The sequence below is a fragment of the Streptomyces sp. MH60 genome (assembly GCF_002939385.1).
In the GTDB taxonomy this organism is placed as follows: Bacteria; Actinomycetota; Actinomycetes; order Streptomycetales; family Streptomycetaceae; genus Streptomyces.
Genome location: NZ_MULI01000096.1, coordinates 1 through 25114 on the forward strand (window position 1 = coordinate 1; position 25114 = coordinate 25114).

Consider the following 25114-nt stretch of genomic DNA (forward strand, 5'->3'; position numbering starts at 1 on the left):
GGTATCAACATATCTGGCGTTGACTTTTGGCACGCTGTTGAGTTCTCAAGGAACGGACGCTTCCTTTGTACTCACCCTCTCAGGCTTTCCTCCGGGCGCTTCCCTTCGGTCTTGCGTTTCCGACTCTATCAGATCTTTCCGATCCGATTTCCTCGGCGCTTTCCAGGTTCCCGCTTTCGCGTTTCCCTTTCCGGCGGTTCCGACTTTATCAGAGATTCTGAGTCGGTATTTCCACCCTCCGGGGCGGCTCCGAACCACGAAGTGATCGGGTGCCCGTCCGAGCGGAGATGTAAACGTACTGGAGCGGGGCGCCCCGATGCAAATCGGGGCGCCCCGCTCCTGGTTGGCGCTGTCGGTGGTCCGACGGCCCGTCAGACCTCCACGACGACAGGCAGGATCATCGGCCGGCGCCGGTAGGTGTCCGAGACCCACTTGCCGAGGGTCCTGCGGATCAGTTGCTGCATCTGGTGCGGCTCGACGACACCGTCCTGGGCCGAGCGCTCCAGCGCTTCGGTGACCTTGGGGAGTACCGCGGCGAAGGCCGAGTCCTCGATGCCCGAGCCGCGGGCCTGGACGTGCGGCCCGCCCGTGATCTTGCCGGTGGAGGAGTCCATCACCACGAAGACCGAGATGATGCCCTCGTCGCCGAGGATCTTGCGGTCCTTGAGGGCCGGCTCGCCGACGTCGCCGACCGAGAGCCCGTCGACGTAGACGTACCCCGCCTGCACCTTGCCGGAGATCTTCGCCTTGCCCTCGACGAGGTCGACGACCACGCCGTCCTCGGCGATGACGATGCGGTCGTGCGGGACGCCGGTGAGGGCGCCCAGTTCGGCGTTGGCCCGGAGGTGCCGCCATTCGCCGTGGACCGGCATCAGGTTCTTCGGGCGGCAGATGTTGTAGAAGTACAGCAGCTCACCGGCCGAGGCGTGGCCCGAGACGTGGACCTTGGCGTTGCCCTTGTGGACGACGTTGGCGCCCCAGCGGGTCAGGCCGTTGATCACCCGGTACACCGCGTTCTCGTTGCCCGGGATGAGGGACGAGGCCAGGATCACCGTGTCGCCGTTGACGATGCGGATCTGGTGGTCGCGGTTGGCCATGCGGGACAGGGCGGCCATCGGCTCGCCCTGGGAACCCGTGCAGACCAGGACCACCTCGCTGTCGGGCAGGTCGTCGAGCGTCTTGACGTCGACCACCAGGCCCGGCGGCACCTTGAGGTATCCGAGGTCTCTCGCGATGCCCATGTTGCGGACCATGGAGCGGCCGACGAAGGCGACCCGGCGGCCGTACTCGTGCGCGGCGTCCAGGATCTGCTGGATGCGGTGGACGTGGCTGGCGAAGCTCGCCACGATGATGCGCTTGCGGGCACTGGCGAAGACCTGCCGCAGGACGTTGGAGATGTCCCGCTCGGGCGGGACGAAGCCCGGCACCTCGGCGTTGGTCGAGTCGGCGAGGAGCAGGTCGATGCCCTCCTCGCTGAGACGCGCGAAGGCGTGCAGGTCCGTGAGCCGGCCGTCCAGCGGAAGCTGGTCCATCTTGAAGTCGCCGGTGTGGACGACCATGCCCGCGGGGGTGCGGATGGCGACGGCCAGCGCGTCCGGGATGGAGTGGTTGACCGCGACGAACTCGCAGTCGAAGGGGCCGACGCGTTCGCGGTGCCCCTCCGCCACCTCGAGGGTGTACGGACGGATGCGGTGCTCCTGGAGCTTGGCCTCGATGAGCGCGAGGGTCAGCTTGGAGCCGATCAGCGGGATGTCCGGCTTCTCGCGGAGGAGGAAGGGGACGCCGCCGATGTGGTCCTCGTGGCCATGGGTCAGGACGATGCCCTCGATGTCGTCGAGGCGGTCCCGGATGGACGAGAAGTCCGGCAGGATCAGGTCGATGCCGGGCTGCTCCTCCTCGGGGAAGAGCACGCCGCAGTCGACGATCAGCAGACGGCCGCCGTATTCGAAGACCGTCATGTTGCGGCCGATTTCGCCGAGGCCGCCGAGGGGCGTGACCCGGAGGCCGCCCTTCGGAAGCGCCGGGGGACGGCCCAGTTCAGGATGCGGATGACTCAAAAGACTCTCCTCACCACACGCGCCACGTACCGGTGGGCACGTGGCGCGCGTGACGTTCGTGCAGAAGCAGTTGTCGTATGGGGTGCGGGCACCGGTGGCCCGCCTATTCAGTTGTGAAGTCCGTCCGGTCGTGCGGTGGTGCGAAGTCTGATGTCAGAGCTGTACCCCGCCGGCGGCAAGATCGATCTTGAGCTGCTCGGTTTCCTCGGGCGTGAGGCCGACCATGGGGGCGCGCAGCGGCCCGGCGGGCAGCCCCTGGAGGGCGAGCGCGGCCTTGGTGGTCATGACGCCCTGGGTGCGGAACATGCCGGTGAAGACCGAGAGCAGCTTCTGGTGGATCTCCAGTGCCTTCTGTACGTCACCCGCGACGTGCGCGTCCACCATGGCACGCAGTTCGGGGGTGACGACGTGGCCGACGACGGACACGAATCCGACCGCGCCCACGGAGAGCAGCGGCAGGTTCAGCATGTCGTCGCCGGAGTACCAGGCGAGGCCGGAGCGCGCGATGGCCCAGCTGGCCCGGCCGAGGTCACCCTTGGCGTCCTTGTTGGCGACGATCCGCGGGTGCTCCGCGAGGCGGACCAGCGTCTCGGTGTTGATCGGGACGCCGCTGCGGCCGGGGATGTCGTAGAGCATGACCGGGAGCCGGCTGGCGTCGGCGATGGCCGTGAAGTGCTGGTACAGGCCCTCTTGCGGGGGCTTGTTGTAGTACGGCGTGACGAGCAGCAGGCCGTGGGCTCCGACGCGCTCGGCGGCGCGGGCCAGCTCGATGCTGTGCTGGGTGTTGTTGGTGCCGACTCCGGCGACGACGTGCGCCCGGTCGCCGACGGCCTCCAGGACGGCTCGTACGAGGTCCGCTTTCTCCGCGTCGCTGGTGGTGGGGGACTCGCCCGTGGTGCCGTTGATGATCAGGCCGTCGTTGCCTGCGTCCACCAGGTGGGTGGCGAGCCGCTGGGCGCCGTCGAGGTCGAGTGCGCCGTCCGCCGTGAAGGGCGTGACCATGGCGGTGAGGACCCGCCCGAAGGGGGTCTGCGGAGTGGAGGTCGGAGCCATGGGTTACACGCTACTCGTTGCTCAGGGCGGGGTCTGCCCTCGGGGGAGGCGGCAGGCCGGTACGGAAGTGGAGCCCGGCACTGCCTGCTCGGGGGTTCAAGCAGTGCCGGGTCCCTTTGATCAGGCTAGATGAACTTCACCAAACGCCGCAATCCGGACACCTCGCATGGTTGATGCGTACATCAGTGCCCAGCCCGGCCGGCCCGGAGGCCAGGCTCGTTACGGCGCCACGCGGCCGTTGGCGTTGAAGGCGGCGTGGGTGAGCGGCATGAGGCGGGCCCACTCCTCTTCCATCCTCTCGCCGACCATCTCGATCTCCCGCTGCGGGAAGGAGGGCACCTTCGCCAGCTCGTGCTGGGTGCGCAGGCCCAGGAAGTGCATCAGCGAGCGGGCGTTGCAGGTCGCGTACATCGACGAGTACAGGCCGACGGGGAGCACCGCGCGGGCCACCTCGCGGGCGACTCCGGCGGCGAGCATCTTCTGGTACGTCGCGTAGGCCTGGCGGTAGGAGTCCTCCATCGCGCCGCCGACCAGCTCGTGCTGCTCCGGGGTGCCCTCGACGAAGACGTACTTGCCGGGGCGGCCCTGCTGCACCAGCTTGCGGGAGGCGTCGGGCACGTAGAAGACCGGCTGGAGCTCCCGGTAGCGGCCCGACTCCTCGTTGTAGGACCAGCCGACACGGTGCCGCATGAACTCCCGGAAGACGAAGATCGGGGCGCTGACGAAGAAGGTCATGGAGTTGTGCTCGAACGGGCTGCCGTGCCGGTCCCGCATGAGGTAGTTGATCAGACCCTTGGAGCGCTCCGGGTCCTTCTTCAGCTCGTCCAGGGACTGCTCCCCGGCGGTCGAGACGCGGGCGGCGAACAGCACGTCGGAGTCGGTCGCGGCGCTCTTGACCAGCTCGACGGTGATGTCACCGCGGAGGTCGATCTTGAAGTCGTCGGCGGGTGTGTCGGTCACGGTGTGGTGGGCCTTCCCATCTCGTCACTTGGCGGGGTCACTCTACGACCGCCGGGTCGCGGGCCGCCGAATCGGGCGATCGGTGCCGTGCCGCAATGAAGTCGGCGAAACAGGGCACCTGGAGGGCCGTTCGTTCGTCTGTATGAGTAACAGCACTTCATTCCAGTCCCTGAAGGGAGACGCAGTCCCTATGATCCGCCGGCGTGAACCCGTGCCGTTCGCCTTCGTCGCCGAGGCCGACAGGTTCCGCAGCAATGTCGCACCCCCGCCGCGTGAGCGGGCGTCCTTCGGCCAGCTGGCCGGACGCTGGCTCCTCGGCGTCACCGTCGTCGCCGGTCTCGTGGGCTCCCTGGTGATAGGGATGCCCGCTCTGTCGGCCGACCAGCCCTCCTCGCACAAGCAGCCGTCGCAGGCGTCCGAAGGGCGCTAGGGGCGGCGGGCACGGTCGGCCCGACTCCGTCCGGACCCCCGAGGGTGGTGACCGGAGACACAGGTCGGTAGCCTCACCGGGCACAACACCTGCCTTGGAACGAGTGAGGACCAGCCGTGCCCCTGCCCTTCCTGACGGCCGACCGCGCCTTTGACACGGCCGACGACGTCGCGCTGCCGTACGACGACCGCGACCTCTGGCGCCGGCCCTACCGGCCGGGGCCGTGGCGGGTGGGGGCGGCGGCGCTGATGCTGCTGCTCGCCTCGTTCGTCCTGTTCGCGGCGGTCATCATCGCGGCGACGGGCGGGCCGTCCTCCGCCGGGGTGATCTTCGGCCTCGCGATCGTCGTCATCCTGTGCGCCCTGCGGATGCTGCGCATGGGCGTGTGGGTGAGCGCGCACGGAGTGCGTCAGGTGGGCTTCTTCACCACGCGCACGGTGGCCTGGCAGCAGGTCGCCAGCCTGCGCACGGTGCAGCAGCCGGTGCGCTGGCTGGGACTGCCGCGCACGGTGCAGGGGCAGGCGCTGCTGCTCGTGCGGCAGGGCCGGTCGACAGAGCCCTCCCTGCTGCTGACCACGCACAACTGCGACTTCCTCGCCCGCGACGGCGCCTTCAACCGGGCGGCCGACGCGGTGGAGGCGTGGGCCGACGAGTACCGACGGGGCTGACGCACCCGACAGTCGAAACGCCGGGGCCCGGACCGCACGGCTGCGGTCCGGGCCCCGGCGTTCTGTCCAGGCCCCCGCGTTCGGTCCGCTCAGGCGGCCTCGACGTGCCTGCCGTCGTGCAGGGCGATCGCCCGTTGCATCGCCTTGCGGGCGCGCGGGGTGTCGCGGGCGTCGTGGTAGGCGACCGCCAGGCGGAACCAGGTGCGCCAGTCGCCGGGGCTGTCCTCCGTCTCGGCCTTGCGCTGGGCGAAGACCGCGTCGGCCGACTCCCGGTCGACGCGGCCGCTGGGGGTGCGCTTCAGCTCGTCGACGGGCAGTCCGCCCTCGGCGTCGAGTTCGGCGGCGAGCCGGTTGGCCCGGCGGACGAACTGGGTGTTCTTCCAGAGGAACCACAGGCCGATCACCGGCAGGATCAGCACCGCGACACCGAAGGTGACGGTGAGGAGGGTGCCGGCCTCGATGAGCAGCACGCCGCGGCTGCCGACCAGGAGGAAGTAGAAGACCAGGACGGCGGCCGTGACGAGGTAGGTGATCTTCGCGCGCATCAGGGTGAGGGTCTCAGTTCAGGTCCAGGAAGTGTTCCAGGCCGAAGGTGAGGCCCGGGGTGGTGACCACCCGGCGGACGCCCAGCAGGATGCCCGGCATGAAGCTGCTGTGGTGCAGGGAGTCGTGCCGGACGGTGAGGGTCTCGCCCTCGCCGCCGAGCAGGACCTCCTGGTGGGCGAGCAGGCCGCGCAGCCGGACGGCGTGCACCGGGACCCCGTCCACGTTCGCGCCGCGGGCGCCGTCCAGGGCGGTGGCAGTGGCGTCGGGCGCCGGTGCGGAGCCTGCCTTCTGCCGGGCCTGGGCGATCAGCTGGGCGGTACGGGTGGCGGTGCCGCTGGGGGCGTCCACCTTGTTCGGGTGATGCAGCTCGACGACCTCGACGGACTCGAAGTACGGGGCGGCGAGCTGCGCGAACTTCATGGTGAGCACGGCGCCGATGGAGAAGTTCGGCGCGATGAGCACGCCGGTCTCCGGGGAGGCGTCGAGCCACGCGTTCAGCCGCGCGAGACGTTCGTCGGTCCAGCCGGTGGTGCCGACGACGGCGTGGATGCCGTGGCGTACGCAGTAGTCGAGGTTGTCCATCACCGAGGCGGGGGTGGTCAGCTCGACGGCGACCTGGGCGCCGGACTCGGCCAGCGCCTCCAGGCTGTCGCCCCGGCCGAGGGCGGCGACCAGCTCCATGTCCTCGGCGGCCTCGACCGCCCGCACCGCCTCGGAGCCGATCCGGCCCCTGGCACCGAGGACGGCCACGCGCAGCTTGCTCATGTTGTGTTCGCTTCCTTACCGAGAGACCGGGAGTGTCAGGCGACGGCGTCGTGCAGCCGGGCCGCCTGCTTGTCCTTGAGCGGGCCGATGACCGACAGGGACGGCCGTCGGCCCAGGACGTCACGGGCGACCGCGCGGACGTCGTCCGGCGTGACCGAGGCTATCCGGGCCAGCATGTCGTCGACCGACATCTGCTCGCCCCAGCACAGCTCGCTCTTGCCGATACGGTTCATCAGCGCGCCCGTGTCCTCCAGGCCGAGGACCGTGGAACCCTGGAGCTGGCCGACGGCACGGCCGATCTCGTCGTCCGTGAGGCCGTGCTCGGCGACGTGGTCCAGCTCGTCGCGGCAGATCTTGAGCACGTCGTGCACCTGGGAGGGCCGGCAGCCCGCGTACACGCCGAAGAGGCCGCAGTCGGCGAAGCCGGACGTGTACGAGTACACGCTGTAGGCCAGCCCGCGCTTCTCCCGGACCTCCTGGAAGAGGCGGGAGGACATGCCGCCGCCGAGGGCGGTGTTGAGGACGCCCATGGCCCACCGGCGCTCGTCGGTGCGGGCCAGGCCCGGCATGCCGAGGATGACGTGGGCCTGCTCGGTCTTGCGGTCGATCAGCTCCACGCGGCCGGCGGTGCGGATGGTGCGCCGGCCGTCGCGCGGGGCGAGCGGCTGGGCCACCGCGTCCTTGAGGGCGCCGGCCTTCTCGAAGGCGGCGCGGACCTGGCGTACGACCTTGTTGTGGTCGACGTTGCCGGCCGCGGCGACCACCAGGTGGGTGGGGTCGTAGTGCTTCCGGTAGAAGCGGCGGATGCGGTCGGCGGTGAGGGCGTTGACCGTGTCGACGGTGCCGAGGACCGGGCGGCCCAGGGCGTTGTCTCCGAACATGGTGTGCGCGAACAGGTCGTGCACGCAGTCGCCCGGGTCGTCCTCGGTCATCGCGATCTCTTCGAGGATGGCGCCGCGCTCGACGTCGACGTCCTCCTCCTGGATCAGCGAGCCGGTCAGCATGTCGCAGACCACGTCGATGGCGAGCGGCAGGTCGGTGTCGAGCACGCGCGCGTAGTAGCACGTGTACTCCTTCGCCGTGAACGCGTTCATCTCGCCGCCGACCGCGTCGATGGCGGAGGAGATGTCCAGGGCGCTGCGCTTGCGGGTGCCCTTGAAGAGCAGGTGCTCCAGGTAGTGGGTGGCGCCGTTCAGCGCGGGGGTCTCGTCGCGGGAGCCGACGTGGGCCCAGATGCCGAAGGTCGCCGAGCGGACCGAGGGGAGGGTCTCGGTGACGATGCGCAGGCCGCCGGGGAGCGTCGTCCTGCGGACCGTGCCGATGCCGTGCTCGCCCTTGATGAGGGTTTGGGTACGGGCGACGGCCCGCGCCTCCGAGGAGGTGCGGGCCGTCGCCTCGGCGCTACGGGACGTCACTGGTCGGCGTCGTCCTTCTTGTCGTTGTCGCCCTCTTCGCCCTCGATCACGGGGATCAGGGAGAGCTTGCCGCGGGAGTCGATCTCGGCGATCTCGACCTGGACCTTGGCGCCCACGCCGAGCACGTCCTCGACGTTCTCCACGCGCTTGCCGCCGGCCAGCTTGCGGATCTGCGAGATGTGCAGCAGACCGTCCTTGCCGGGCAGCAGGGAGACGAACGCGCCGAAGGTGGTCGTCTTGACGACCGTGCCCAGGTAGCGCTCGCCGACCTCGGGCATGGTCGGGTTGGCGATGCCGTTGATCGTGGCGCGCGCGGCCTCGGCCTGCGAGCCCTGGGCGGCACCGATGTAGATCGTGCCGTCGTCCTCGATCGTGATGTCGGCGCCCGTGTCCTCCTGGATCTGGTTGATCATCTTGCCCTTGGGGCCGATGACCTCGCCGATCTTGTCGACCGGGATCTTCACGGTGATGATCCGCGGCGCGTTCGGGGACATCTCGTCCGGCGTGTCGATCGCTTCCATCATCACGTCGAGGATGTGGAGGCGGGCGTCACGGGCCTGCTTGAGGGCGGCGGCCAGGACGGAGGCGGGGATGCCGTCCAGCTTGGTGTCGAGCTGGAGGGCGGTCACGAACTCCTTGGTGCCGGCGACCTTGAAGTCCATGTCGCCGAAGGCGTCCTCCGCACCGAGGATGTCGGTGAGGGCGACGTAGTGCGTCTCGCCGTTGATCTCCTGGGAGATCAGGCCCATGGCGATACCGGCGACGGGGGCCTTCAGCGGCACACCGGCGTTCAGCAGCGACATGGTGGAGGCGCAGACCGAGCCCATGGACGTCGAGCCGTTGGAGCCGAGGGCCTCGGACACCTGGCGGATCGCGTAGGGGAACTCCTCGCGCGTCGGCAGCACCGGCACGATGGCGCGCTCGGCGAGGGCGCCGTGGCCGATCTCGCGGCGCTTCGGGGAGCCGACGCGGCCGGTCTCGCCGACGGAGTACGGCGGGAAGTTGTAGTTGTGCATGTAGCGCTTGCGGGTCACCGGGGAGAGGGTGTCCAGCTGCTGCTCCATGCGGAGCATGTTCAGGGTGGTGACGCCCAGGATCTGGGTCTCGCCACGCTCGAACAGGGCGGAGCCGTGCACGCGCGGGATGGCCTCGACCTCGGCGGCCAGGGTGCGGATGTCGGTGACACCGCGGCCGTCGATGCGCTTCTTCTCCTTGATGACGCGCTCACGGACCAGGGACTTGGTCAGCGAGCGGTACGCGGCGGAGATCTCCTTCTCGCGGCCCTCGAACTCCGGGAGGAGCTTCTCGGCGGCGAGTCCCTTGACGCGGTCCAGCTCGGCCTCGCGCTCCTGCTTGCCGGCGATGGTGAGCGCCTGGCTGAGCTCGGGGCGGACGGCGGCGCTGAGCGCCTCCAGGACGTCGTCCTGGTAGTCCAGGAAGATCGGGAACTCGCCGGTCGGCTTGGCGGCCTTGGCGGCGAGGTCGGCCTGGGCGCGGCAGAGCACCTTGATGAAGGGCTTCGCGGCCTCGAGACCGGCGGCGACGACCTCCTCGGTGGGCGCCTCGGCGCCGCCGTCGACCAGCTTGACGGTCTGCTCGGTGGCCTCGGCCTCGACCATCATGATCGCGACGTCGCCGTCCTCCAGGGCGCGGCCCGCGACGACCATGTCGAAGACGGCGTCCTCGAGCTCGGTGTGCGTCGGGAAGGCCACCCACTGGCCGCGGATCAGCGCGACGCGGACGCCGCCGATCGGGCCGGAGAAGGGCAGGCCGGCCAGCTGCGTCGACGCGGAGGCGGCGTTGATCGCCACGACGTCGTACAGGTGGTCGGGGTTGAGGGCCATGACCGTGGCCACGACCTGGATCTCGTTGCGCAGGCCCTTCTTGAAGGACGGGCGCAGCGGGCGGTCGATCAGGCGGCAGGTGAGGACGGCGTCCTCGGAGGGCCGGCCCTCACGACGGAAGAAGCTGCCGGGGATCTTGCCGGCGGCGTACATCCGCTCCTCGACGTCCACCGTGAGCGGGAAGAAGTCGAGCTGGTCCTTCGGGTTCTTGGAGGCGCTGGTGGCCGACAGCACCATGGTGTCGTCGTCCAGGTACGCCACGGCGGAACCGGCGGCCTGACGGGCCAGGCGGCCCGTCTCGAAGCGGATGGTGCGGGTGCCGAAGGTGCCGTTGTCGATCACGGCTTCGGCGTAGTGGGTCTCGTTCTCCACTAGTGATTTCTCCGATGCTTGTCGTCTTTTGTCCGCCTCGCCCGTGTGGCGGAGGGGACGGTGCCGGAGAAGCGTTCCGTGCAATGCGGGCCGGTCTTCGATCGAAGCACCCGGGGATCTGCCCCCGGGGGCCACTACCGAGGACCGGCGGCGGCGGCGAGGTCCGCTTCTCCTCGTGCGTCTAGTTGTTCTGTTACCACACTACAAAGGGGCGGCGACAGCGCGCACGTACAGCAAAGGGAGCGGCCCCCTTACGATGGGAACCGCTCCCTTCACGGCGTGCTATCGGGCGCCCGCCGCACCGCGGCGGATGCCGAGGCGCTCGACCAGCGCACGGAAGCGCTGGATGTCCTTCTTGGCGAGGTACTGCAGCAGCCGGCGGCGCTGTCCGACCAGGATGAGCAGACCACGACGGGAGTGGTGGTCGTGCTTGTGGGTCTTGAGGTGCTCGGTCAGGTCGGAGATCCGACGGGACAGCAGAGCGACCTGGACCTCGGGGGAGCCGGTGTCGCCCTCCTTGGTACCGAACTCGGTGATGATCTGCTTCTTCACTGCGGCGTCGAGCGACACACGTACTCCTCTTGGTCTGAGACTTGCCACCGAGTGCCCCCGGTCTACATCTCGGGGGGTCTTCCGTGACTCGGAAGGCGGGGATCCGCTGGGCGCGACCTCCAGGGCTCACAGCTCCGGGGGCGCGTACACAAACGGCCGTCCCACAGCTTACCAGCCCGTAGGCACGCCTCCGCCCGTCCCCCGTACCGGTGCCTCCATAGTGGAACCGCTGACCTGGAGGAACGGGGGCAAGTATGGTGACCGCACAGTTCGTTGGCACAGCAGGAAGGACCCAAGCCGCGATGGCCGAGGCCGAGGACAAGGAACTCCGAGCACGCAAGGACCGGGAGCGGGACGAGCTCTACGCCCTCGACATCTCCGGCGTCGAATGGCACAGCGCGCCCGGCACCGAGTCCCATGAGGAACGGGTCGAGATCGCCTACCTGCCGGAAGGCGCCGTCGCCATGCGGTCCTCGCTCGACCACGACACCGTGCTGCGGTACACGGAGGCGGAGTGGCGGGCGTTCGTGCTCGGTGCGCGGGACGGGGAATTCGACCTGGAGCCGGCCGCGGAGCGCTCCGGGGGCGACGTCGAGTAGCGGGGGCGGGGCGGTCAGGACGTCCGCGGTCCGCCGCCCCTGATGCCGAGCACGACGTAGCTCCACTGCTCGGTCTTGCCCTCGGCGAGACCGTTCGCGGCCTTGACGCCGAAGAAGAGGCGCCCGTTCTGGACGACGATGTCGTTCTCGTCCGGCGGCGTCATCATCTGTGCCTCGCTCGGCAGCCCGAAGTAGAGGTACGGCATCCCCACGGCGGTGGTCGGGCAGTCGTCGATCAGCAGATAGTCGGAGAGCGCGCAGTCGGCGACGCAGGCGCCGTTGCGGAGACTGATGGTGGCGCGGTTGCGGCCCCGGTCGTCGAGCGAGATCAGCTCGGTGATCTCGGAGTCTCCGGCGGAGACGGCGATGACGGCGATGACGGCCGGGTCGGCGGAGGGCACGTCGAGGCTCCGGATGCCCAGTCCGCGGCCGCCCGCGGCGCCCGTGTCCCTTGTCCGACCGCGGTTCCCGACGTGCCGGGCGCCTTCGACTCCGCGCCGTCGCGCCCCCACAGCAACCAGCCGCCGGTGCCCAACGCCCCGACGAGGACCACCGCGAGGAGCCCGAGGAGTACCTTCCGGGGACCCTTCCGGCCCGGGCCTCCGCTGCCTCCGCTGCCTCCGCTGCCTCCGGGACCGTGCCGGCCTTCGGGCGGCTCCACGGGGGCCGCGGGGCCTGGGGGCATGGCCGGGGGTGGGCCGAAGCTCACTCGGGGCCTCTTCCTGTTCCTCGCAATCCCTGTGGTTGTCAAGGAACTCCCGCGACGGACGACGGAGATCGCCGCCAACTATGCCGGGCGCGCGATCACTCGACGGGAGTGGGTGGTGGGGGGCGTCCTCGTCCTCCGTGCGGGGACGGGGGCTGACGGGGCGGGGCTCGTGATGATTAGGCTGGTGTGGGGCGCGACACCAGAACCCGTGGAGGGGGCGTCGGCGTCTCAGGGGGAAAGCCGGTGGATCGGACGACCTCGAACGGCCTTGGACCATTTCGAAATGACAAGCAAGGGTCGCCCCGGCACGGCATGAGGGTGCTCGACCACACCAGGAGGAACTGTGAGCAGCGATCGGGACGGGATCCGCGGGGGCTGGGCTACACCCGGCGATGACCAGCCCGACGCGGAGTCCTCCGTCGAGACGACCGGCGAGTTCACCATCGACTACGCGCCGCCCGCCTGGTACACGCAGAACGCGTCCGGCGACGGTGGGGAGGGCGAGGGCGAGGGGGCCGGTTCGTCTGCCGGTTCGTCCACTTCCTCCCCGTCTTCCGGTTCATCCGGTTCATCCGGTTCATCCGGTTCTGCGTCTCCTGCCGGTTCGTCGGCGTCTTCGTCTCCTGCGGCTCCGGCCGCTCCGCCCGCTCCGCGGGGACCGGTTCCGCCGTTGCCGGGGTTGACTCCGCCGCCGCACGCGACGCCCAACGGGCCTTCCTCCGTTCCGGCTCCCGGCCCCGGCGCTCCCTTCACGCCGCCGCCTCCCGCGCCCGCTCCGGGAGCCGCGTTCACGCCGCCTCCACCGCCGGGACCGGGTGCGCCGTTCACGCCGCCCGCGCCGCCGAGCGGGGGGCCGACCGGGGTGCCCAGGTTGCCGGTGGGGAGCGGGTTCGAGCCGCAGCCGGCTCCGTCGGCGCCGCCGGAGCCCGAGCCGGAACCGCGGGCGCAGACGCCGGAGCCCGAGCCGGAGACCGAGGCCGACCCGGCACCCGCCGCGGATCTCGCCTCGCCCACGGCCCTGCCGACGTTCCCGGCCGGTGGGTTCCAACTCCAGGCTCCCGCTCCGCCGGCCGCCGAGGAACCCGAGGCAGTGGTCGAGACAGAGCCCGAACCCGAACCCGAACCCGAACCCGACAGCAAGCCCGACATCGCCGATCTCGACAACGGTGACCTGGAGAGCGGCGCGACCATGCGCTTCTCCGCCGTCGCCCTCAGGCGGGAGATCGCGGAACGGGCCGCCGCGGAGGACACCGCAGAGGACTCCCCGGCGGCCGGTTCCGACGTGGCCGGTGACACGCCGGACGAGGGCTACCCGAGCGCGGACGACACCGGGGACGAGGCCGACGTCGACTCCGACGCTTACTCCGACTCCGAGGGGGTCTCCGACGGGGAGCCGGTTCGGGACGCCGAGCCCGCTCCGTTCGCCCTGACCGCCGTACCCGTCCCCGACCCTGAGGACGCAGACGAGGACGAGGACGAGGTCGCAGACGAGCCTGCGGACGACCCCCGGGACAGCGTTCCGGCGAGGAACGAGCCCGAGGACGCCGTGCCGCCCGCCGACGCCGTGCCGCCGGCCGACAACGTGCCGCAGGACGCACCGCCGCCCCCGGCGCCGGACGGAATGCCGCCGCTGCCCCCGTCGTACCCGCCGGCCGCGCCCGCGCCCGCCCACCAGTGGCCCGTACAGCCGCAGCCCGCCCCCGCGCCTCCCGAGCAGCCGGGCGCGCCGGCCCAGCAGCCGCCCTTCCAGCCGCAGGCTCCGCAGCCGGCGCCCGCGGCATGGAACCCGCCGCCCCCTGCCCCGCAGACCGGTTACGGCTTCCCGCAGCAGCCCGGCGCGCAGGCTCCCCAGCCCCAGGCTCAGTCCCAGCCCCCCTCCCCCGGCGGATACGGCTTCCCGCAGGCGCCGCACGGGCCGTCGGCGCAGCAGCCGTACCCCGGAGTTCCGCAGCAGGGGCAGCAGCCGCAGGCCGGCGGTCAGGCTCCGCCCGCCCAGCCCGCCCAGCCCGGCCCGCCGGTCCAGCCGGTCCAGGCCCCCCACGCACCGCAGCAGGCGGCCCCCCAAGCGCCCCAGACGCCTCAGCCGATGCAGCAGCCCGCGCACCCGGCGCAGCAGCCGGAGTACCAGCCCCTCCCGCCCCAGCAGCAGGCACCGCAGCAGGCACCGCAGCAACCGCACCCCTACCCGCAGCCCCAGCCGCCCGCCGATCCCCGGCTCGGTGCCGCCTGGCCGCAGCCCATGCAGCACGACCAGCGGCAGCCGACCAACCCGGGGGCCGCGCCGCTCGGTTACACGGCGGCCGTGGAGCTGTCCTCCGACCGGCTGCTCAACAACAAGCGGCAGAAGGCGAAGAGCAGCCGTCCGGCGGCCGGCGGTTCCCGGTTCAAGCTGGGCGGGAAGAAGGAAGAGGCCGAGCGGCAGCGGAAGTTGGACCTGATCCGCACCCCGGTGCTGTCCTGCTACCGCATCGCGGTGATCAGCCTCAAGGGCGGCGTCGGCAAGACGACCACCACCACCGCGCTGGGCTCCACGCTCGCCACCGAGCGGCAGGACAAGATCCTCGCGATCGACGCCAACCCGGACGCCGGTACGCTCGGCCGCCGGGTGCGCCGGGAGACCGGGGCCACCATCCGGGACCTCGTCCAGGCCATCCCGTACCTCAACTCGTACATGGACATCAGGCGGTTCACCTCGCAGGCCTCGTCCGGTCTGGAGATCATCGCCAACGACGTCGACCCGGCGGTGTCCACGACCTTCAACGACGAGGACTACCGGCGCGCGATCGACGTGCTCGGCCAGCAGTACCCGATCATCCTCACCGACTCGGGCACCGGTCTCCTCTACAGCGCGATGCGCGGCGTGCTCGACCTCGCCGACCAGCTCATCATCATCTCGACGCCGTCCGTGGACGGTGCGAGCAGCGCCAGTACGACGCTGGACTGGCTCTCCGCGCACGGGTACGCCGACCTCGTCTCCCGGTCGCTCACGGTCATCTCGGGGGTCCGCGAGACCGGCAAGATGATCAAGGTCGACGACATCGTCGGGCACTTCCAGACCCGGTGCCGGGGTGTGGTCGTGGTGCCGTTCGACGAGCACCTGGCCGCCGGTGCCGAGGTCGACCTCGACATGATGCGGCCGAAGGTGCGGGAGGCGTACTTCAACCTCGCGGCGCTGGTCGCCGAGGACTTCGTCCGCCACCAGCAGGCGCACGGCCTGTGGACGTCCGACGGCAACCCGCCGCCGGTCGCCGCCCCGCCCCTGCCGGGCCAGCAGCAGCCCGGGCAGCCGATGCCACCGCAGCAGCACCCCGGGCAGCCGATGCCGCCACAGCAGCCGATGCCGGGCCAGCCGTATCCGCCGCAGCCCGGACCCGGACAGCAGCAGCCGCATCCCCAGCCCGGTTACGGTCAGCCCTACGCCCAGCCCGGTTACGGATATCCACAACCGGGACAGCAGGGGCAGCCGGGACAGCAGGGGCAGACTCCCCCTCCTCCCCCGCCCCAGCAGTAGCTCCACCCACCTCCGAAGGCCCGCGCCGTCCCCGACGGCGCGGGCCTTCGGGCGTGTGCGAACAACAACGTCCGTCCCAGCCGCCACGCTCTCACCAGGCACGCGCCAGTGGTCTGCGCCAATGAGGGCGACGTATCGGTCAACACACCGTTTCCGCAGGCCACATGGGGTTTGACATACCGTTGACGCGCGCAGACTGCCGCTGGTAGACACACACTTCATTCCGCGTTCACCACTGTTCAAGCCCGCCCCACGCGAGGACGCCCGGCGTCTGCGCGTGCGATGACGCGAGGTCAGGTAGTCATGAACACACACGATCAGCACGGCAGCGGCCGTACCGCCCACCGGCCGTGGAGAACCCGCCTCCTCGCGGCAGCAGGCGCCGGCGCGCTGCTCCTCGCGTCGGGGGCGATCGCCCCCTCGGCCGCGGCGAAGGACGGTGACGGGGGCGACGGCGGCGACAAGGTGCTCACCGTCGCCGTGGCGCAGAGCGTCGACTCGCTCAGCCCGTTCCTGGCGGTACGGCTGCTCAGCACGAGCATCCACCGGCTGACGTACGAGTACCTGACCAACTACGACGCCAAGGACAACCACGTCATACCGGGGCTCGCCACCGAGTGGAAGTCCTCGCCGGACAAGCTGACCTGGACGTACACGATCCGCTCCGACTCCACGTGGTCGGACGGCGAGCAGGCCACCGCCGAGGACGCGGCGTGGACGTTCAACACGATGATGACCGACCCGGGCGCCGCCACCGCCAACGGGAGCTTCGTCGGCAACTTCGAGAAGGTCACCGCGCCCAGCCCGACCCAGCTGGTGATCCGGCTGAAGAAGCCGCAGGCCACGATGACCGCGCTGGACGTGCCGATCGTGCCCAAGCACGTCTGGGAGAAGGTCGACGACTTCTCGAAGTTCAACAACGACAAGGACTTCCCGGTCGTCGGCAACGGTCCGTTCGTGCTCACCGACTACAAGCCGGACAGCTATGTGCGGCTGAAGGCCAACAAGGACTTCTGGCGCGGCGCCCCGAAGTTCGACGAGCTGGTCTTCCGGTACTACAAGGACCAGGACGCCGCCGTCGCCGCCCTGCGCAAGGGCGAGGTGGCGTTCGTCGCCGGGTCGCCGTCGCTCACCCCGGCCCAGGCCGACTCGCTCAAGGGCGAGGAGAACATCCGGGTCAACGACGCCCCCGGCCGCCGCTTCTACGCCCTCGCCACCAACCCGGGCGCACGGGCGAAGGACGGGACGAAGTTCGGCGACGGCGACCCCTCACTGCTGGACCAGCGGGTGCGCAACGCGCTGTTCATGGCGGTGGACCGCAAGGCGATCGTCGACAAGGTGTTCCAGGGCCACGCGGTCGAGGGTGCGGGCTACATCCCGCCGCGCTTCTCCCCGTACTTCTTCGAGCCGTCGGCCGGGCAGGAGCTGGCCTACGACCCCGGGAAGGCCGCGCGGTCGCTCGACGAGGCGGGCTACCGGACCAACGCCGACGGCAAGCGCGTCGGCAAGGACGGCAAGCCGCTGGAGTACCGCATCCTGTGCCACGCCACCGACCCGAACGACAAGGCCGTCGGCAAGTACCTCCAGGAGTGGTGGGGCAAGCTGGGCATCTCGGTCACGCTCGACTGCCTGGACAACGTGACGGACCCGTGGCTGGCCGGCAAGTACGACCTCGCCTTCGACGGCTGGTCCGTCAACCCCGACCCGGACTTCGTGCTCTCCATCCACACCTGCGCCGCGCTCCCGGCGACGCCGAAGGACACCGGGGCCACCGACAACTTCATCTGCGACAAGAAGTACGACGAGCTGTACGCACGGCAGTTGGGCGAGTACGACGCCGACAAGCGGGCGGAGATCGTCAAGCAGATGCAGTCCCGGCTGTACGACACCGGGTACATGAACGTCATGGCGTACCCGAACGCGGTCGAGGCCTACCGCACGGACCAGATCAAGTCGATCACCACGATGCCGTCCGCCGCGGGCAACATCTACGGGCAGGACGGCTACTGGAGCTGGTGGTCGGCCGTGCCCGCCGACTCCGGTGACTCCTCCGGGGGTTCCTCGTCGACCGGCACCGTGATCGGGATCGCCGCGGGCGTCGTCGTCCTCGTGGGCCTCGGGGTGCTGTTCGCCGTCCGCCGCCGGGCGTCGGCCGACGACCGTGAGTAGCGCGACCGGCTCCGCGAGCGTCTCCGCGATCGGAAAGCGTCCGTCCGAGGCGCCGCGGGGGCGCACCCGCAGCGCGTATCCGCGGTACGTGGCGGGGAAGCTGGCGGGCGCGGTGGTCTCCCTGTTCGCCGTCCTCGTCACGAGCTTCTTCCTCTTCCGGCTGATCCCCGGCGATCCGGTGAAGTTCATGACCGGGGGCCGCCCGGTCTCGGCCGAGCAGCTCGCGGTGTACAAGGAGGAGTTCGGGCTCGACCTGCCGATGTGGGAGCAGTTCACGGACTACTGCCTCAAGGCGCTGACCGGGGACCTGGGCACGTCGTACCAGTTCCACGCGCCCGTGGTGGACAAGATCACCGAGGCGCTGCCGAACACCCTGCTGCTCACCGGCACGGCCTTCGTGCTCTACACCGCGCTGGGCGCCTTCCTCGGCACCCGCTCGGCGTGGCGGCACGGGGGTCTCGGCGACCGGCTCAACACCGGTCTGGCGCTGACGCTGTACTCCATCCCGTCCTTCTGGCTGGGACTGCTGCTCATCATCGTGCTGTCGGTGGGGGTGGACCCGATCCCGGGGCTGTTCCCGACCGGGGGCATGGAGTCGGGCCGCGAGGAGGGCTTCGCGCACGTGCTGGACGTGGCGCACCATCTCGTGCTGCCGGTGGTGACGCTGGTCGCGGTGGAGTACGGGCAGACGCTGCTGGTCGCCCGGTCGGCGCTGCTGGACGAGATGGGCGGCGACTACCTGACGACCGCCCGGGCCAAGGGGCTCAGGGACGACCTCGTACGGCGTCGGCACGCCGTGCCCAACGCGCTGCTGCCGACGGTGACGCTGGTCTTCGTCAATCTGGGGCGGACCGTGGCCGGTGTCATCCTCGTCGAGACGGTCTTCTCCTGGCCGGGTCTGGGCGGACTGTTCTACCAGGCGCTCAGCGTGCCCGATCTCCCTCTGGTGCAGGGGCTGTTCTTCGTGTTCGCCGCCGCGGTGATCCTGATGAACACCCTGGCCGACCTGTTGTATCCGATGCTCGATCCGAGGGTGGGCCGATGACCGCCGAGACCACCGAATCCGCGTCCGGGCCGCCGGTGAGGTCCGGCGGGCCGGGTCCGCGCGCGCTCGCCCGGCGGCGGCGCCGTGCCTCCGTCGCCCGCTTCTGGAGGGAGTACCGCAAGCACCGTGCGGGGGTGTTCGGGCTGGCGGCGCTGGTGCTGTTCGTGCTCGTGGCACTGACCGCGCCGCTGACCGTCGGGTCGGACGTGGACAGCGTGACCGACGCGCCCGGGCAGCCCCTGGAGAGCCCGAGCGGCCGGTTCCCGCTGGGCACCGACCAGTTCGGGCGGAGCCTGCTGGGCCTGCTGATCTGGGGCTCGCGCGTCTCGCTCCTGGTCGGGCTGCTCGCGGCGGTGCTGTCGGTGCTCATCGGCGCGCTCATCGGGATCACGGCCGGGCACTTCCGCGGCTGGTACGCCACGGTGATGATGCGCATCACGGACTGGTTCCTGGTGATGCCGACGCTGGTGCTGGCCATCGTGCTGGCGACGGTGCTGTCCCGGTCGCTCGGCACCATCGTGCTCGCGATCGGCGTGACCACCTGGCCCACCACGGCGCGGCTGGTGCGGGCGCAGACGCTGGCGGTGGAGTCGCGGCCCTACATCGAGCGGGCCAAGGCGCTCGGGGGCGGGCACTGGCACATCATGTCCCGGCACGTGCTGCCCAACGTGATGCCGCTGATCCTGGCGCAGACGACGCTGATCATCTCCTCCGCGATCCTGGCCGAGGCGACGCTGGCCTTCCTCGGGCTCGGGGACCCGGCGGTCGTGTCCTGGGGCGGGCTGCTGCAGGACGCGCGGGAGGCGGGTTCGGTGAGTTCCGGTGACTGGTGGTACCTGGTGCCGCCGGGTATCGGGATCGCGGTCGTGGCGCTGGCGTTCACGCTGTGCGGGCGTGCGGTGGAGGCCGTTCTCAATCCCAGGCTGGGGGTGTCCCGTTGAGTCTGCTCGAGGTCCGGGACCTGAAGGTGACGTATCCCGGCGGTGCGGCCGCCGTGCGCGGGGTCGACCTGACCCTGGAGGCGGGTGAGAAGCTCGGCGTCGCGGGCGAGTCCGGCTGCGGCAAGTCCACCCTGGCCCTGGCGCTGCTGCGGTTGCTGCCGCCGGGTGCCCGGGTCGGCGGGGAGGTGCTGCTGGACGGCGAGGACGTGCTCACGATGAAGTGGGGCCGGGTACGGGCGGTCCGCTGGGCCGGCGCGTCGATCGTCTTCCAGGGCGCGATGCACTCCCTGAACGCCGTCCACCGCGTCGGTGACCAGATCGCCGAGCCGATCGTGCTGCACCGCAGGGCCACCGCGGCCGGGGCGCGCAAGCGGGCCGGGGAGCTGCTGGAGCAGGTCGGTCTGCCGGCCGCCCGGGCGAGTGCCTACCCGCACGAGCTGTCCGGCGGGCAGCGGCAGCGGGTGATGATCGCGATGGCGCTGGCGTGCGACCCGCGGCTGATCGTCGCCGACGAGCCGACCACGGCGCTCGACGTGATGATCCAGGCGCAGATCCTGCGGCTGATCGAGGGCCTGGTGGGCGAGCAGGACGTGGGCCTGATCATGATCAGCCACGACCTCGCGGTGCTGGCCGACACCTGCGACCGGCTGGCGGTGATGTACGCGGGCCGGGTGGTCGAGGAGGGCCCGGCCCGGCAGGTGTACGAGGACGCCCGGCATCCCTACGGCCGGGCGCTGTCGGAGGCGTTCCCCACGATCGGGGACCCGGCCTCACGGTTCGCACCCCGCGGGCTGCCGGGCGACCCGCCCGACCCGGCGGCGGTGCCGTCCGGGTGCGCGTTCCATCCCCGCTGCCCGGTCGCACTGGACCTCTGTGCCACCCAGGACCAGCCGCTGCGGGAAGCGGGCGCGCGACGCCGCGCGGCCTGCGTGCACGTGAACCCGGACGGCACGGGAACGGCGGGCGGAATGGCGGCGGAGAAGGACGACGGAGTGAGGAGCAGTGCGCCATGACCAGCACCGCGTCCAGCGGCACACCCACCGGCGCCCCCGGTGACACGCCCCGTGACACGCCCCCGTTGCTGAGTGTCCAGGGGCTGCACGTCACGTTTCCCGGCAGGCGCGGGGCGGCCGACGCGCGGGCCGTGGACGGGGTCGACCTCGACATCCGGCGGGGTGAGATCGTCGCGCTGGTCGGTGAGTCGGGCTGCGGCAAGACGACCCTGGCCCGGTCGCTGCTCGGCCTGGTGAGGCCCACCGGGGGGCACGTCACCTTCGACGGCGCGCCCCTCACGTACTCCGCCCGGGCCCTCAAGGCATACCGCAGGCGGGCCCAGCTCGTCCTGCAGGATCCGAGCGGTTCGCTGAACCCGCGGCACACGGTGTACGACATCGTCGCCGAGGGCCTGCGCATCCACGGCCACGCCGGGGACGAGCGGACGGCGGTCGCCGAGGCGCTCTCGCGTGCCGGGCTGCGCCCGCCGGAGCGGTTCTTCCTGCGCTACCCGCACGAGCTGTCCGGGGGCCAGCGCCAGCGGGTCGTCATCGCGGGCGCGCTGGTCCTGCGACCCGAGCTGCTCGTCGCCGACGAACCGGTGGCCTCCCTCGACGCGTCGGTGCGCGGCGAGATCCTCGCGCTGCTGCTGCGGCTGCGTACCGAGCTGGGCCTGGCCGCGCTGGTGGTGACCCACGACCTGGGCCTGGCCTGGAACATCGCCGACCGGGTCGCGGTGATGTACCTGGGCCGGATCGTCGAGACCGGCCCGGTGGAGCAGGTGCTGACGGCACCCCGGCACCCCTACACCCAGGCCCTGCTGTCCGTGCTGCCCGAGGCGCCCGGCACTCCGGTGGTGCTCACCGGGGAGCCGCCGGACCCGTCGTACATCCCCGACGGCTGCCGCTTCCACGTCCGCTGTCCGGTCCTGGCGGGCGGCGAGGCCGAACGGGCCGGTGTCGCGGACGCCTGCCGGAGCCGCGGGCTGGAGATCCTGCGCGGCGGCGACGAGTCCCAGGTCGCCTGCCACTGGGCACGGGCGGAGCAGTCCGCGGCCGGACGGCCGGGCTGACCGGAGGAGGGAACGGGCCCGGGGTGGGCGTCGTCGGCCGTCAGTGCCTGAGGGCGTCCGCCGCGGTGATCTCGCGGCACCGGTCCACGTCCTGGGCCATCTGCTCGAGGAGCGCCTCCAGCGTCTCGAACTTCGCCTGCCCGCGGACGAAGGCCACGAAGTCCACGGCGACGTGCAGGCCGTACAGCTCCAGGCCCACCCGGTCGATGGCGTACGCCTCGACCGTGCGCTCGGTGCCCTCGAACTGCGGGTTGGTGCCGACGGAGATCGCGGCCGGCATCGCCTCGCCCTGGGCGTGCAGCCAGCCGGCGTAGACGCCGTCGGCCGGGATGGCGGTGTGCGGGAGGGTCTCGACGTTGGCCGTCGGGAAGCCCATCTCACGGCCGCGCTGGGCGCCCCGTACGACCACGCCCTCCACGCGGTGCGGGCGGCCCAGGATCTCCGCGGCGCCCGACACGTCGCCCTCGGCGACCAGGCGGCGGGTCAGCGTGGAGGAGAACGGCTCGCCGCCGCCCGCCTCGCCGGTGACGTACAGGTCGACGATCTCGACCTCGAAGTCGTAGACCTTGCCCTGTTCGGTGAGGAAGTCCACGTTCCCGGCGGCCTTGTGGCCGAAGCGGAAGTTGGGGCCCTCGACGACCGCCTTGGCACGCAGCCGGTCGACCAGGACCTTGACCACGAAGTCGGCCGCGGAGAGCTTCGAGAACTCCTTGGTGAAGGGCAGGATCAGCACCGCGTCCACGCCCAGGTCCGCCATCAGTTCGGCCCGGCGGTGGTGCGGGGCGAGCAGCGGCGGGTGGCTGCCGGGGCGGACGACCTCGCTGGGATGCGGGTCGAAGGTGACGACGACGGCCGGAACGCCCAGCTCGCGGGCGCGGTCCACGGCGTGCTTGATGATCAGCTGGTGCCCGCGGTGAACGCCGTCGTAGGAGCCGATGGTGACGACGCTGCGTCCCCAGTCCTCGGGGATGTCCTCCAAGCCACGCCAGCGTTGCACTGTGTCCGCTCCTCGGTGCTTCCGTGGTGTCCATGGTTTCGTGGTGACCCTTACGCAGGTCTAAGGGTGCCATGCCGTCCGGCTCCCACCCGCATCGGCATCGGCATCGGTCCCGTATCGGCGCTGTGACCGCAGGCCGGGGTCAGGCGGGGACCCGGGCGCCCGCCAGGTGCTCGATCGTGCGGCGGGTGCTGGGGCCCACCAGGGCGGCCCAGTCCTGGGGCGCGTCGCTGAGCCAGCCGGTCAGCCGGGGGGCGAAGCCCGGGAGGTGGCGGGCCAGGTCGACGAGGCCGCGGTCGAAACGGGTGGCGCCCTCGGGGGTGCGGACCAGGAGCAGTCCGGTGCGCTGGACGAGGGTGCGCAACTCCTCCCCGTCGCACCGGGCGGCCGCGTGCAGCAGCGCGTCCAGGACGGCGGGCTCGTGCTCGTGGGCGAACAGACGCTCGCGCAGTTCGCGGCGGAGCGGGGCACCGGCCGTCGCCCCGTCGGCGGCGAGGACTCCGGCGAGCGCCGCCCGCACCGGCTCGGGACCGTCGTCCAGGAGGCGGGTGACCAGGGGCAGGAGTACGGCGCGGGGTGCGGGGTCCCGGTCGAGGCGCCGGTCGACGTACGCCGCCAGGTGTCCGGCGGTCCCGGGGCGCTCGGCCACCGTCCGCCCGAGGAGGGCGGCCACCCGGTCGGCCAGCGCGGGTGTGGTGGCGTCGGCGAGCCTGCGCAGCGCCTCACCGGCGTCCGGGCCGAGCAGGCGGGCCCGGAACGCATCGAGGACGGGACCGGGGTGGGTCGGCAGGGCGGCGGCCACCGCGCCGGGCGGGAGGTACGGATCGCCGGCGGTGAAGTGGTCGAGGGCCCTGGGGAGGTGGCGGTCGCGGCAGTCGGGGTCCTGGACGAGCAGGGCGAGCGCGCCGCCGCGCAGCGGGCTGTCGGAGGGTCCGGCGAGCAGGACCAGGGCGGCGTGGCGGAGCAGGGTGCGGTCGGCGCCGGTGCGTGCGTGCGGGGCGGTGCGCAGGCCGTGGGTGACCGCCGCGGTCTGCCGCGCGGGGCGCTCGTCGCGCGCCCACCGCTCCACCGCGCGGCAGAGCGCCGACGGCTCCTCCTCGGCCAGGACGGCGAGCAGTTCGTCGGCGCGTCGGTGCGCGCTGTCGACGAGTACCTCGGTGAGGCCGTCCAGGCCGCGGTGGCGGTGAGTGTGCAGCAGCGCCTGCGCGGCCGTCGCCACGGTGGCGTGCGGGGTGGCGGGCAGCGGCCGTTCGTCGTCGAACCAGCGGACGAGGAGCGGCTGTACGGCCACGGGGTCGGCGACGAGCAGCCCGGCCACGGTGTCGAGGTGGCGGGGGCCGGGCTCGTGCGGCGGTCCGTCGGCGAGGACGAGGCGGCGCAGCAGGTCCAGGCGGGTGGTCTCCGGCACCCGCAGGGCCGTCCAGAACCCGGGCCCGAACACCCGGGGCGCCGGCTGCCCTGCGCCGCCCCGCTCCGCGATGCCGTCGGCGAGCAGCCGCAGCACCTCCGTGTACGGCGTCGCGTCGGGCACCCGGGTCAGCACCTCGGCGAGCAGCCGGGCGGCCCACCAGGAGTGCGGGTCGCGGTCCAGGGCGTGCACCAGCTCTTCGAGGGTCAGGGCGAGTTGGGGGACGCCGTGCTGACGGGCGAGGAGCAGGACCGCCTCGACGACGGAGCCGATGCGGTGGTGCGGGACGGGGAGGATGTGGGTGCCGTGCGGGGTGTGGCGACGGTGGACGAGGGCGCGCAGGGCCTCCGCCAGGTCGAGGTGGATGCCTTGGATCCAGTCGGCGAGCTCCTCGTGCGCGAAGCGGTAGCCGCTGCCCGCGGGTGCGAAGAGGCCCTCGGCGAGCACGGCCGGTGCCCAGCCGGTGCCGCCGCCCAGCCGGGCCGGGGCCGGTCCCCACGGGAACAGCGCCTCGAAGGTCTCCCGGTCCAGTCCGCCCTGCCCGGGCCCGAGGCTGCGCCGGGCCGCCTCGTGGACCTGCCCGGAGACCTTCGCCGCGAGTCGGCGCACGGCGGTGCCGTGCAGGCCGTTCTCCCCGGCCAGGCGGGTGGCGACGCGCAGGCACATCAGGTCCAGGTAGGCGGCGAAGACCTCGTCCCGGGTGACGGGTACGGGGGCCGGGGGTCCGTCGAGGGCGGCGTGGACCTCCGAGAGCAGGCGGAGGGTGAGGGGGTGACCGGCGTCCGGGTCCGCCAGCACGCCTTCCGGTACGCCGTGGCGTGCGCGGGCCTCGCGGGCCTCCTCGTCGCTCAGGTCGCCCAGGCGGACACAGGGCGGGGGCCCGGCGAGCCCGCTCCCCCGGGAGCCCGCGGACACCGGCCCGGCCGACGCCGGTCCGGGTCCGGCGGTGTCCGTCCCGCCCGAGGGTCCTGCGACGGCCGCCCCGGACACCGGGTGCGGTCGCACGGC

Annotated in this window: 19 protein-coding genes and 1 pseudogene; 9 read left to right on the plus strand and 11 right to left on the minus strand. The window is 71.6% G+C overall.

Annotation, left to right across the window (positions count from 1 at the left end):
* Positions 1-371 precede the first annotated feature (371 nt).
* The 3 genes from BZZ08_RS34140 to thyX form a co-directional block, all read right to left on the minus strand.
* Positions 372-2057: a ribonuclease J gene (locus BZZ08_RS34140; protein WP_104636073.1), complete on the minus strand. Its 1686-nt coding sequence runs from the start codon at positions 2055-2057 to the stop codon at positions 372-374.
* 153 nt (positions 2058-2210) lie between these two features.
* The gene (dapA, locus tag BZZ08_RS34145) at positions 2211-3110 is read right to left on the minus strand and encodes a 4-hydroxy-tetrahydrodipicolinate synthase (RefSeq protein ID WP_104636074.1); all 900 of its coding nucleotides are present in this window, start codon (positions 3108-3110) and stop codon (positions 2211-2213) included.
* A 219-nt stretch (positions 3111-3329) separates the two neighbouring features.
* Positions 3330-4070 carry an FAD-dependent thymidylate synthase gene (gene thyX / locus BZZ08_RS34150; protein WP_104636075.1) on the minus strand — a complete coding sequence of 247 codons (741 nt, stop codon included), beginning with the start codon at positions 4068-4070 and terminating at the stop codon, positions 3330-3332.
* Positions 4071-4260: 190 nt separating this feature from the next.
* Between thyX and BZZ08_RS34155 the strand changes: the two genes are divergently transcribed.
* Positions 4261-4500 (plus strand): hypothetical protein, encoded by a 240-nt coding sequence (locus BZZ08_RS34155; RefSeq protein ID WP_104636076.1) that lies wholly within the window; start codon positions 4261-4263, stop codon positions 4498-4500.
* Between the two features lie 116 nt (positions 4501-4616).
* Positions 4617-5168, plus strand: coding sequence for a hypothetical protein (locus BZZ08_RS34160; protein ID WP_104636077.1), 552 nt, complete (start codon positions 4617-4619; stop codon positions 5166-5168).
* 89 nt (positions 5169-5257) lie between these two features.
* On the opposite strand, the gene BZZ08_RS34165 is transcribed toward BZZ08_RS34160, so the two are convergent.
* The 5 genes from BZZ08_RS34165 to rpsO all read right to left on the minus strand — a co-directional run bounded on the left by BZZ08_RS34165 (position 5258) and on the right by rpsO (position 10680).
* Complete coding sequence (locus tag BZZ08_RS34165; protein ID WP_104636078.1) at positions 5258-5713, minus strand: hypothetical protein; 456 nt, start codon at positions 5711-5713, stop codon at positions 5258-5260.
* A gap of 13 nt (positions 5714-5726) precedes the next feature.
* The gene (dapB, locus tag BZZ08_RS34170; protein WP_104636079.1) at positions 5727-6479 is read right to left on the minus strand and encodes a 4-hydroxy-tetrahydrodipicolinate reductase; all 753 of its coding nucleotides are present in this window, start codon (positions 6477-6479) and stop codon (positions 5727-5729) included.
* A 35-nt stretch (positions 6480-6514) separates the two neighbouring features.
* Positions 6515-7894 (minus strand): M16 family metallopeptidase, encoded by a 1380-nt coding sequence (locus BZZ08_RS34175; protein WP_104636080.1) that lies wholly within the window; start codon positions 7892-7894, stop codon positions 6515-6517.
* Positions 7891-10110 (minus strand): polyribonucleotide nucleotidyltransferase, encoded by a 2220-nt coding sequence (locus BZZ08_RS34180; protein ID WP_104636081.1) that lies wholly within the window; start codon positions 10108-10110, stop codon positions 7891-7893. The genes BZZ08_RS34175 and BZZ08_RS34180 overlap by 4 nt, the downstream gene beginning before the upstream one ends.
* Positions 10111-10392: 282 nt before the next feature.
* Positions 10393-10680, minus strand: coding sequence for a 30S ribosomal protein S15 (gene rpsO, locus BZZ08_RS34185; protein WP_003973291.1), 288 nt, complete (start codon positions 10678-10680; stop codon positions 10393-10395).
* 284 nt (positions 10681-10964) lie between these two features.
* Between rpsO and BZZ08_RS34190 the strand changes: the two genes are divergently transcribed.
* Complete coding sequence (locus BZZ08_RS34190) at positions 10965-11261, plus strand: DUF397 domain-containing protein (protein ID WP_104636082.1); 297 nt, start codon at positions 10965-10967, stop codon at positions 11259-11261.
* 14 nt (positions 11262-11275) lie between these two features.
* Here the strand turns inward: BZZ08_RS34190 and BZZ08_RS34195 are convergent, their stop codons facing one another.
* Positions 11276-11662: a hypothetical protein gene (locus BZZ08_RS34195; RefSeq protein ID WP_198601864.1), complete on the minus strand. Its 387-nt coding sequence runs from the start codon at positions 11660-11662 to the stop codon at positions 11276-11278.
* Between the two features lie 651 nt (positions 11663-12313).
* Here BZZ08_RS34195 and BZZ08_RS34200 point away from each other — a divergent pair.
* The 6 genes from BZZ08_RS34200 to BZZ08_RS34225 all read left to right on the plus strand — a co-directional run bounded on the left by BZZ08_RS34200 (position 12314) and on the right by BZZ08_RS34225 (position 21701).
* Complete coding sequence (locus tag BZZ08_RS34200) at positions 12314-15481, plus strand: SCO5717 family growth-regulating ATPase (protein ID WP_104636083.1); 3168 nt, start codon at positions 12314-12316, stop codon at positions 15479-15481.
* 303 nt (positions 15482-15784) lie between these two features.
* Entirely contained in the window at positions 15785-17650 is a 1866-nt protein-coding gene (locus BZZ08_RS34205; protein WP_104636084.1) for an ABC transporter substrate-binding protein, read from the plus strand.
* The gene (locus BZZ08_RS34210; RefSeq protein WP_104636085.1) at positions 17643-18695 is read left to right on the plus strand and encodes an ABC transporter permease; all 1053 of its coding nucleotides are present in this window, start codon (positions 17643-17645) and stop codon (positions 18693-18695) included. The genes BZZ08_RS34205 and BZZ08_RS34210 overlap by 8 nt, the downstream gene beginning before the upstream one ends.
* Positions 18692-19636, plus strand: a complete 945-nt coding sequence (locus tag BZZ08_RS34215) for an ABC transporter permease (protein WP_104636086.1) — start codon at positions 18692-18694, stop codon at positions 19634-19636. Before BZZ08_RS34210 ends, BZZ08_RS34215 begins: the two co-directional genes overlap by 4 nt.
* Positions 19633-20649, plus strand: a complete 1017-nt coding sequence (locus BZZ08_RS34220) for an ABC transporter ATP-binding protein (RefSeq protein WP_104636087.1) — start codon at positions 19633-19635, stop codon at positions 20647-20649. The genes BZZ08_RS34215 and BZZ08_RS34220 overlap by 4 nt, the downstream gene beginning before the upstream one ends.
* A complete protein-coding gene (locus tag BZZ08_RS34225; RefSeq protein ID WP_104636088.1) occupies positions 20646-21701 on the plus strand; it encodes an ABC transporter ATP-binding protein in 1056 nt (351 codons plus the stop codon). Before BZZ08_RS34220 ends, BZZ08_RS34225 begins: the two co-directional genes overlap by 4 nt.
* A 40-nt stretch (positions 21702-21741) precedes the next feature.
* On the opposite strand, the gene BZZ08_RS34230 is transcribed toward BZZ08_RS34225, so the two are convergent.
* Positions 21742-22698: a bifunctional riboflavin kinase/FAD synthetase gene (locus BZZ08_RS34230; RefSeq protein WP_104636089.1), complete on the minus strand. Its 957-nt coding sequence runs from the start codon at positions 22696-22698 to the stop codon at positions 21742-21744.
* Between the two features lie 142 nt (positions 22699-22840).
* Positions 22841-25114: pseudogene (locus tag BZZ08_RS34235) on the minus strand (hypothetical protein); the annotation flags it as partial.

Excerpts from the sequence above, each read along its gene's own strand:
- dapA (WP_104636074.1), bottom strand. The coding sequence starts at position 3,110 with ATGGCTCCGACCTCCACTCCGCAGACCCCCTTCGGGCGGGTCCTCACC.
- BZZ08_RS34155 (WP_104636076.1), top strand. The coding sequence starts at position 4,261 with ATGATCCGCCGGCGTGAACCCGTGCCGTTCGCCTTCGTCGCCGAGGCC.
- BZZ08_RS34165 (WP_104636078.1), bottom strand. The coding sequence starts at position 5,713 with ATGCGCGCGAAGATCACCTACCTCGTCACGGCCGCCGTCCTGGTCTTC.
- dapB (WP_104636079.1), bottom strand. The coding sequence starts at position 6,479 with ATGAGCAAGCTGCGCGTGGCCGTCCTCGGTGCCAGGGGCCGGATCGGC.
- BZZ08_RS34190 (WP_104636082.1), top strand. The coding sequence starts at position 10,965 with ATGGCCGAGGCCGAGGACAAGGAACTCCGAGCACGCAAGGACCGGGAG.
- BZZ08_RS34205 (WP_104636084.1), top strand. The coding sequence starts at position 15,785 with ATGAACACACACGATCAGCACGGCAGCGGCCGTACCGCCCACCGGCCG.
- BZZ08_RS34215 (WP_104636086.1), top strand. The coding sequence starts at position 18,692 with ATGACCGCCGAGACCACCGAATCCGCGTCCGGGCCGCCGGTGAGGTCC.
- BZZ08_RS34225 (WP_104636088.1), top strand. The coding sequence starts at position 20,646 with ATGACCAGCACCGCGTCCAGCGGCACACCCACCGGCGCCCCCGGTGAC.